Below are 9,196 nucleotides of genomic sequence, written 5' to 3' on the forward strand. Positions count from 1 at the left end.
TACTTTCTCTTCAAGTTCTTAGTTTCGGATAATGAGCTTCTCAGCCCAGCCGTCTCCACGTACGAGATAAATACCGGCGGGCAGGCCTTTCAGGTCAAGTTGGAAACGTTGTTCTGCATCAGGAGTGAAGTTGTCCCAACTGAAGGCCCGCGCGACCCTCCCCTGGAAATCGTAGAGGCCCGCGTTTACCTTATCCCCCTGAATGAGTTTCGCGGGGACAATGAGGGTTACGTCTCTCTGAGCCGGGTTAGGGAACATGCTCACTTCAGCGAAAATCGGACCTCCTTCGTTACTGATTGGGTCTTCAGAAGGGATAACCAGGGTTTGCTGTACGACAAATTCGCAAGTTTCACCGTCGTCACCTATACGGGTAACCCTCATGATCAGTCTGTACCGGCCCGGCCCGGGAAAGGTCCAGTCCTCAACCGGGTTGGAACCAATAACGATGGGCGGGCCCGTAGGGGAAAGGCGCCGGAACACCCAACTGATGGAGTCACAACTGCTAAAGTCAGCCCGTGGGATCAAACGGTAGTCGTACGGCCCGGAGGGTAATTCAACAATGTCGAACGACTGATTAACCATAATCTCCAGCTCATCTTTGTTTTCACAGTTACAGGCTTCTATCCGGCAGTCCGGCAGGATTATGCAATGTTCAAAGTCGCAACAGTTGTCGTGGTTGTCTCCGCTACCAATCTCGTGAAGAACCACCGTGAAGCAGATCACATCTCCGGGGCCCGCAGGGCCGCCAATCGGGAACTGAATGGTCGTGCTGCCCCCCGGGGGCAGCGGGCTGCCGAATACGATGGAGGTATTGTAGCTCGCCAAACCAAGGCTGTCCGCAAACTGAATATATGCTTCAGACATCGTTACGTCCGATGTGTTGTAAACTGTCCCTGTGTACACGAAGGCTCCGTCTTCACACTCGATGCTGATGTCCGAGAGGTAACCACAATCCGGTTTGCAGAAGACAGTGACGGTATCGCGGCAAACAACTTCTTTATCGTTGATCCACTTGATCTCGATCTGGTACTCGGGTGAGTCTCCGCCGTCGATACAAACGGTGGGGAGAAAGAGGTTACCCAAAGGAAGGAGGTCTCCCGAGGCAGTATGGACTGTTACGCCATTTGCTGTTGTGTATCCGTCAAGGTCAGCTCCCAGGGCGTTATAAACCGCTAGTTCTGCACTTCCGGCTCCGATCAGGCAGAGGTCTATCTCGTCGAAGTCAAACCCGACCGCATCGTTGTACAAAACAATCTCGTGGCAGCAGTCTTCTTCAGACGAGAAGACTTCCCGTACCCAAAGGTTATCGCAAGGGTCGCAGTCGGGTACCAGAAGTTTACGAATAGAATTCGCGCGGTCATCGGTACAACACAGTGTGCCGGGGTTGACTGTCGGGTCTTCGGCGTGTGCCGTGATGAAGTACTCGAAGCTGGCTCCTGCGGGCAGATCAGACAAGCTGATGGTGAATACCCGGCAGTCACCCGCCGCAATTGCAGGGAAGACGGATAAGCCAAGATCAAAGTCGACATCCGCAATTGCGTTGTTCGGCCGGAAATCGATGTAGCTGATGGAGAAAAGTGCGTCGGCAGGGTTACAAACTTCTACTTCCAGCGTCAACCCGCCTTCGTCGTTACAGTAGAGCGTATCCTGAGAAATGTAAGCACAATCGGGTTCCGGCTGGCAATCGGTGTACAGCGTATCAACGCAAACCACTTCCAGGTCTGCATTCAGGTACTCAATTACGATCGTCTGCGGTACGGAGGTGAAGTTGTCGGGGCAGATGGTTACCGCCGGAGGGCCATTCATATCCGTCGGTAGAGGAGCCAGGAGGTCTTCGTCAACAGCAAGCTGGACGACTGAAGGGTATAAATAGTCGTGGTAGCCGAGTGCCGGGTTTACTAATCCCGTTATGTAAGTCAGGTCGGCATCGGGGCTGCTGATCTGAACAGCGTACGCATCGGTAACCATGTTGGTGTAGAAAAGCTCGAAACAGCAGCCATCTCCTTCCTCACTGGCAGGCGCAGATTTAAGAGAGGTAACAATGTCGTCACAGTCTGTCGGTTCAGGGTCCGAGCAATCGATGAGTTCCAGCATAAGCTCGTCGCTGGTGTCAAAACAGCCGGTAGTATTGTTATAGACAGTCAGGGTGTACGTTCCACTCATCGTTGCGATGATGAAAGGATCATTACTGAAGGGGGCTCCGTCTTTCGTCCACTGGTAACTGTACGTCGTGCCTGCTGGTGGCACGGGGCCGGGGATCGTATCCGGAATACAGGCTTCGTAACATCCGGTAGGGACAATGCAGAGGTCTGGTAAGGGATTGATCGTTACCTGGTCGGTTCCGGTGCATCCTGAGATCGGATCGGTAGCGACAACGGTGTAGGTTCCTGCTGCAAAAACGAAAATGCTCGGGCCGGCGGCTCCGGTGTTCCAGGTGTAGTTGAGGTCGGGGTCGAAGTTGACAACTTCGAGGAGTGAACCGGTGCCTTCACAGGCATCTCCAGCCGTGATCTGAGCGTCGGGCGCGGGGCTGACGGCCTGGGTCACGGTAATCAGGCTTTCAGACGTGCAATTATAACCGTTGCTGGTTACCTGAAGAAGGATTGTTTGCACCGGGAAGGAAGGGTGGAAGTTAACGGTAAAGTCGCTACTCGTTCCGGTCGCACCGGTTTCCTGATTAGTCCAGAGGTAAGTATGTCCGCCACCGGCCAGGGCTGTCAGGGTGGTTGAGCCGTTGTCACAGATGTAGGGATTGCCCAGCCATGAAGCATCCGGTAGTGGGATAAGTTGAACTTCGACAGGGTCGACTATCGTTTGGCAGCCGTCTGAAGTCGTCAGCGTCACGCCGTAAGTGCCTGCCGCATCCACAACAATGCTGTTGCCAGTAGCTCCGGTAGACCAAAGATAGCTGAGACCGGGCACTAGGTCTACGGAGAGCGTCGTCTCTTCACCGTCACAAATAATCAGGCCGTTGGAGGCAGAGATATTGTCTGTAGCGGGAACAGGGAAGACCGTAATTACCTGACTGAAGGTGTCTAGGCAGCCGGCGCTGTTCTCGGTGACGAGGGTTACGGTGGAACTGTCCGAACCTCCCGTCGGGAGGAAGGTATGCTGCGGGGTGTTACCCACAAAACTTGCTCCGTCACCAAAATCCCAGTGCCAGGAAATTACGTTGGTCCCCGTGCCGATAAACATGGCTGGCTGGCCATAGCAGACCGGGTTAGGATCAACTGTGAATGCGGAGTCGGGCAAATCCGTTACTTCTACGGTCATCGTGGCGATACTCCGGCAGCCTCCGTCCATGACGGTGAGTGTGACGGTATAAACGCCGTTATCGGAGTAAGTGTAAGATGGGTCTGAGAGCGTACTCGTTCCTGATCCGTCACCGAAGTCCCAGTCGTACGTTACGGTTGGGGGCGGGGTGCCGCCAATGAAATCGCTCAGGTTTTCAAAGACGACCGTTCCGCACTCTTCCCGCTTATCGAAGTCCGCAAAAATCGGATTTACCACCTTGAGATTAAGGGTCTCTCCGCAGAGAATAGAGTCAGCCTTGAAGATTTCGTCAATTACCTGTTGACCCGTAGCGGGGTCGAGGGTATAGGTCGTGTCGTAATCATAAGCCCAGTTGCTGATGGTGTGAAACAAATCGTAGGTACCTACGCCCGGAAGCCTGATACTCAGCGAATCGTTGGCAACAAGTGGATCGCCCCCAAAGGCAACGGTGGTTGCCCCCAGGAAATCCCAGCTGAAGTTGGACGCCGCAATGCTATCCGTTCCGAAGGTGGCTACGAGGTCGATAATGTCGCAGTCTGGCGTACGGTTAGTAGCCGTAAAGGTGTGAATCATCGTGAGGGAATCAAGACGGTACGGAGGCCCACAGCAAAGCTCCTGACGGATGAAAATCGGATCGGAAAGCTCAACGCAGCCGTTGGGGTCTACCACCTGAGCCCGGTAGGTAAAGGTTTTTACTTCGTCCGTCCAGACGTGCATGAAGGTGGTGTTTCCGGTCGCCGCCGGCCCCTGAGAGTCGCCGCCACAAAACCATTCGATGGTGTTTGCCGCATCGGTGGATGCCGTGAGGACCGGATCGACAGGATAGGGTGGGCTGTTAACGCAGATGCGCCTGCTGTGGGGAGTGCTTATCTGTACGTCGGGGCCGTCCACTTCTTCAACGCGGTACCGCGCTACGCCGGTACAACCATTTTCGTCGGTAGTGAATACAACATAACTGCCAGGTTCGGTGACGGTGATGGTTGCTGTCGTACCAATGCTTCCGGTTGGGGCCTGGCCGGCAGCCCAACGTATATCATCGAAGGTGCCCCCGCTTACGGTAAGGTCTGTACTGCCTCCCGGGCAAAGACTGCCCGATTGGGTAATAACCGGCTCGGCTGGCTCCGTAAGGGTAAGGTCGAATTCAAGGGTGGTATCCTGACCACAAAGCGATAAGACCAGTTCAATGGTCGCTGCCGTTCCCGGCGCATTGTTCCATTGGATGGTTGCCATTGGCCCGTCCGCGCCCGCAACGACACTGCCTGCAATTTCGGGAGAAACGCTCCAGGCGTAGGACGTGCCTGCGGGCTGAGGGACATCTATGCTGTAGTCGGCTTCGCTGTTGGTGCACGCCCCGGGGCCGGTAATGACTGCGGGAGAGTTGAAGCCCAGTGCCGAAACCATATGTGTTGCCGGGTTGGATAGGCAGAATGGTGCACTTTGGTCATAGCCCACTACGCTGACGACCGCGTTGTCACTTGTTATTTCCAGGGTTGCGTTCGGGCCTCCCTGGCCAAGTGTAACGGAGCCGGTGCCGGCGGATACCGACCAGAAGTAATAATAACCAGGTGTGGGGCTCGCTACTGAATAAACAACGGGGTCACCGATGCAATAAGTGGTTGGCCCGCTAATGGTGGGGTCAACAGCCTCGCGCACGGAAACGGTGATGGTCCGGCTGCTGACGCAGTAATCTTCCGGGTTTACCACGTCTACGGAAATGGTGTAGTTGCCAGGGCCGGGCAAATCAGCCCATTCAACGGTATAGGTGGGCTGGCCCGTTGATTCAAATCCGGGATGGCCAACGATAGACCAGTTAAAGGTGGCACCAACGTCGATGTTGCTTGTTCCGCTGAAGAAAGTAGAACCATTGACACAAGCCGGGTTGGGCGAGGCACTAACGGTGAAATCACCTAGTACGGTTACGGTCAGCTCCGCCTTTCCGGTACAGTCACTTCCGGAATGCCCGGGGAGTCCGGCAAGGAAATCACTTTCGTATTCTACGGTTATGGTGTATTCTCCCGGCTCGGAAGGCCAGGTGATGCTTGCGGTGTGTCCGGTAATGGACCCGTTGATGGTGCCTCCACTAACCGACCAGTTGTAGAGCGTGGTCATCCATTTAGGTAGCTCGTAATTCGCCGTTTCGTTACGGCAAACTTCGGTGGGGCCACTTATGTCCTCTTCCGAGGAAATGATCGGAACCACGATGGTGGTAGGGACCGGGCAGTAGTCGACGTCGCAGCCAAGTGCCTGCAGGCTTACGGTTCCGCTGGGTCCGCTGTGCCAGATTACGCAAACGGTGTCCACGTCTTCGAAGTCTCCAACGATCTCGAAATCGCCGGTGAAAGACCAGGTGTTTTCGGCGCAGTTGGTAAAGTCAGACCAGTATTTGGAGGTGTCTCCTTCGCACAGGGTGGAAAGACAGTAAATGGGCGGGCCGGGCAGCGGGTCGATCTCGATCTCGTAACTGATGGAGTCGGTACAGCAACACGCCTGACTACCGTCGGGGTTAAGGCCACCGTCGGAGGTGGCAACTAAAGTAACGGTGTAGGTACCCGCGGTTTCGTAAACGTGGGTAGGGTTGGTGGTGTTAATGGCGGTACTCCCGTCGCCGAAATCCCAGTCGTAACTTGCGGAGGGGCCGGAAACCACGTTGGTGAAGGTAACCGGCTGATCAAGACAGGCAACACCCAGAAAGGTGAAGTCAGCCACCGGAGCAGGAGTAAGGTTTACACACCAGGTACGGGTTTCTATCAGGTTGCCGTTGTCGTCGTAGATGTCGACGCTGAGGTCGGCGAAGCCGAGCGCTCCCCAGGAAACATTGATCTGTCCGGGGAGGCCGGGGGAGGGATCCACCGTACCGTTGGTTGCGGTCCAGTCGTAGGCAGCATCCGGGTTCTGGGCGAAGAGATAAGTGGCCGTACTGTTTTCGCAGGCCGAAATGCACTCCGTTTCCTGCTGCTCTCCGGTAGGGTCGACGGCGGTCAACGCGTCGAGGTCAACCAATCCGCAATCTGGCTTTGCGCATTTTATGGTAAGGTGAACCGCCTGAACTCCGATGAACTGCGCTGTGCCGTCGGGGCCAGTGACAAACACCTCGAGGTAGATGGTGTCCTGCGGGCCACAACAGAACTCTTCGGTGGCGAAGGAAGTGAAGGAGAAATTACCACGTTCGTCGACCATGAAGCATTCCGAGTTGATATTGCCCCGTACGAAGTATTCAACTCCGGCGGGAATATCGTCCTCGATTACGTTGCCGATGAAGCCTCCGCCCACGAAGGGGACGCAGAGGATGTCTGGCGGGAAGTCCTGCGTATCCTGGGCGCTGGCGCTGGTGCAAAGCAGGGATAAGAGGAGCAGGGTAAGCGTCGTAATCCGGTTAAAGTGCTGCATGATGGGATGGGTTAAGTGAACGTAACTACCTCCTTATCAAAGTTTAGTCCCATTTCTTACCCAAGTACAGCCGGAAAAGACTTCTGCAGTTTCGGTTTTAAGACTATCTGGCTGGAAATGAAGCTTCTGGCGGCCTGATCGGAGGGGAGGTTAAGGCTCCGGGGTGCAGCGTTCGTTTGTCCTCCCCGCTTGCTCCCTGATCCTTCGGCCCTGCACCTGCGGCCGCGCCCTAAAGAGGCAGAGCGGCAGGGCAAAAAACACTTCCCTTAAAAAACCTTTGTCACTTCCCAAATAGTGCGTACTTTTGCGGCTCAATTAGCAATCCCCTCCGTACCACCAAGCACAGCTACATGGCAAATATCGGTAAAGTAAAGCAGGTCATCGGCCCCGTCGTCGACGTAGATTTCAGTGGAGAAGGCAGCAGCCTTCCCGCCATCCTCAACGCCCTTGAGATCACTCGCCCCAACGGCGAAGTAATCGTTCTGGAAGTGCAACAGCACCTTGGCGAAGATTCTGTACGCACCATTTCCATGGAGGCCACCGACGGCCTTACCCGTGGCACTCAGGTTTCTGATACAGGTCGTGCCATCGCGATGCCCGTTGGTGACGCCATCAAAGGTCGTCTCTTCAACGTAGTAGGTGAGCCGATCGACGGTATGCCTGCCGTACCTAAAGGTGCCGATGCGCGCCCTATCCACAACGCCCCTCCCAAGTTCGAGGACCTGGCTACCGACAAGGAGCCCCTCTTCACGGGTATTAAAGTAATTGACCTTATCGAGCCTTACACCAAAGGTGGAAAGATCGGTCTTTTCGGAGGTGCCGGTGTAGGTAAAACGGTTCTCATTCAGGAGCTGATCAACAACATTGCTGTAGGTTACGAAGGTATCTCCGTATTCGCAGGTGTTGGTGAGCGTACCCGTGAGGGTAATGACCTTCTCCGTGAGATGTTGGAATCCAACATCATCCGTTACGGAGAGGAGTTCATGCATGATATGGAAAAAGGAGGTTGGGACCTCTCCAAGGTTGACATGAAGGAACTGGAAGAATCCAAAGCCACCTTCGTGTTCGGTCAGATGAACGAGCCTCCCGGAGCCCGTGCCCGTGTAGCGCTTTCCGGTCTTACCATTGCGGAGTACTACCGCGACGGTGACCTGAGCGACCCAACCGGTGGCCGTGACATCCTCTTCTTCGTAGACAATATCTTCCGCTTCACGCAGGCCGGTTCCGAAGTATCCGCCCTCCTCGGCCGGATGCCTTCAGCGGTAGGTTACCAGCCTACGCTGGCAACTGAAATGGGACTGATGCAGGAACGGATTACTTCTACTAAGCGTGGATCCATTACTTCCGTTCAGGCGGTATACGTACCTGCGGATGACCTTACTGACCCCGCTCCGGCAACAACGTTTGCTCACCTTGACGCAACAACGGTACTGAACCGTAAGATCGCTCAGAAAGGTATTTACCCGGCGGTGGATCCTCTGGATTCTACCTCGCGGATCCTTGATCCGGCCATCATCGGCGACGAGCACTACAACACTGCCCAGCGTGTAATCAACATCCTGGCCCGTTACAAAGAACTTCAGGATATCATTGCCATCCTCGGCCTTGACGAACTGAGCGAAGACGACAAACTCGTCGTATCCCGCGCACGTCGCGTAGAGCGCTTCCTTTCTCAGCCGTTCCACGTTGCTGAGCAGTTTACTGGTCTCAAAGGAGTTTTTGTTGACATCAAAGACACCATCAAAGGTTTCAACATGATCCTCGACGGTGAAGTAGATAAGTACTCTGAGAACGCTTTCAACCTCGTTGGTACCATTGAGGATGCCATCGCTAAGGGCGAAGCCGAATTAGCTAAAGCGTAATTAGTATTTTGGTTCGTTGGTATTTTGGTTCGATGGTAACGACCCAAACTGCCAACGAACCAACGAACCAAAATACCAACGAACCATGAACATCTCCGTTCTAACCCCCGATCACACGATTCTTACCGGTAAGATTGTAAGCGTTACCCTCCCGGGTGAAGAAGGCTCTTTCCAACTGCTGAACAATCACGCTCCTCTCGTCTCCGCCCTCTCCGGAGGAAAGGTTACGGTGCAAACGGGAGCTGGCGAGTACCAGTTTTACGACGAAAAAGCCAAGGCGATGACCGAAGCTTCTTCTGCCACCCGTGTGCTCACCTTTACCATCGACCGTGGTTTTGTTGAAGTATTGAACAACGAAATCAACCTGTTGGTACAGGGCGCACGGAACCTGAGGTAAACAATTACGGGCCTGGCCCGCGGAAACCTGAATCCCCGATCGGTAGTGTGCTGGTCGGGGATTTTTTTTGTCGGCATACCGTCGGCGGGTGTACAGCTCATGGGTGAAATAGTGTGTATCACGAGATGCACGGATCCCCCTCTCCCCCGGCCCCCAGGGCTAACGCATACTATCTAGAAAAACTTTATCACGGGCCTTATCGGACCACATCGCTCGCATTCGTTTATGCTTAACACCAGCTTTACTGGGTCCATCAGCGTGTAAATTGATACTCATT

At 54.6% G+C, this 9,196-nt stretch carries 3 protein-coding genes; 2 read left to right on the top strand and 1 reads right to left on the bottom strand.

Features of this window, described 5'->3' with window-relative positions; all coding sequences use genetic code 11:
* Window positions 1–18 precede the first annotated feature (18 nt).
* Entirely contained in the window at window positions 19–6,660 is a 6,642-nt protein-coding gene (locus FUA23_RS20575; RefSeq protein ID WP_147932663.1) for a PKD domain-containing protein, read from the bottom strand.
* A gap of 350 nt (window positions 6,661–7,010) precedes the next feature.
* On the opposite strand from FUA23_RS20575, the gene atpD reads away from it, so the two are divergent.
* Window positions 7,011–8,522: a F0F1 ATP synthase subunit beta gene (gene atpD / locus FUA23_RS20580; protein ID WP_147932664.1), complete on the top strand. Its 1,512-nt coding sequence runs from the start codon at window positions 7,011–7,013 to the stop codon at window positions 8,520–8,522.
* Window positions 8,523–8,607: 85 nt separating this feature from the next.
* The gene (locus FUA23_RS20585) at window positions 8,608–8,919 is read left to right on the top strand and encodes a FoF1 ATP synthase subunit delta/epsilon (protein ID WP_147932665.1); all 312 of its coding nucleotides are present in this window, start codon (window positions 8,608–8,610) and stop codon (window positions 8,917–8,919) included.
* The last annotated feature ends 277 nt before the right edge of the window (window positions 8,920–9,196 follow it).

It is taken from the genome of Neolewinella aurantiaca, assembly GCF_008014675.1.
GTDB classification, from domain to species: domain Bacteria; phylum Bacteroidota; class Bacteroidia; order Chitinophagales; family Saprospiraceae; genus Neolewinella; species Neolewinella aurantiaca.

Bases quoted from the DNA above. Each gene is read 5' to 3' on its own strand.
- FUA23_RS20575 (WP_147932663.1), bottom strand. From the start codon at position 6,660: ATGCAGCACTTTAACCGGATTACGACGCTTACCCTGCTCCTCTTATCC.
- FUA23_RS20585 (WP_147932665.1), top strand. From the start codon at position 8,608: ATGAACATCTCCGTTCTAACCCCCGATCACACGATTCTTACCGGTAAG.
- atpD (WP_147932664.1), top strand. From the start codon at position 7,011: ATGGCAAATATCGGTAAAGTAAAGCAGGTCATCGGCCCCGTCGTCGAC.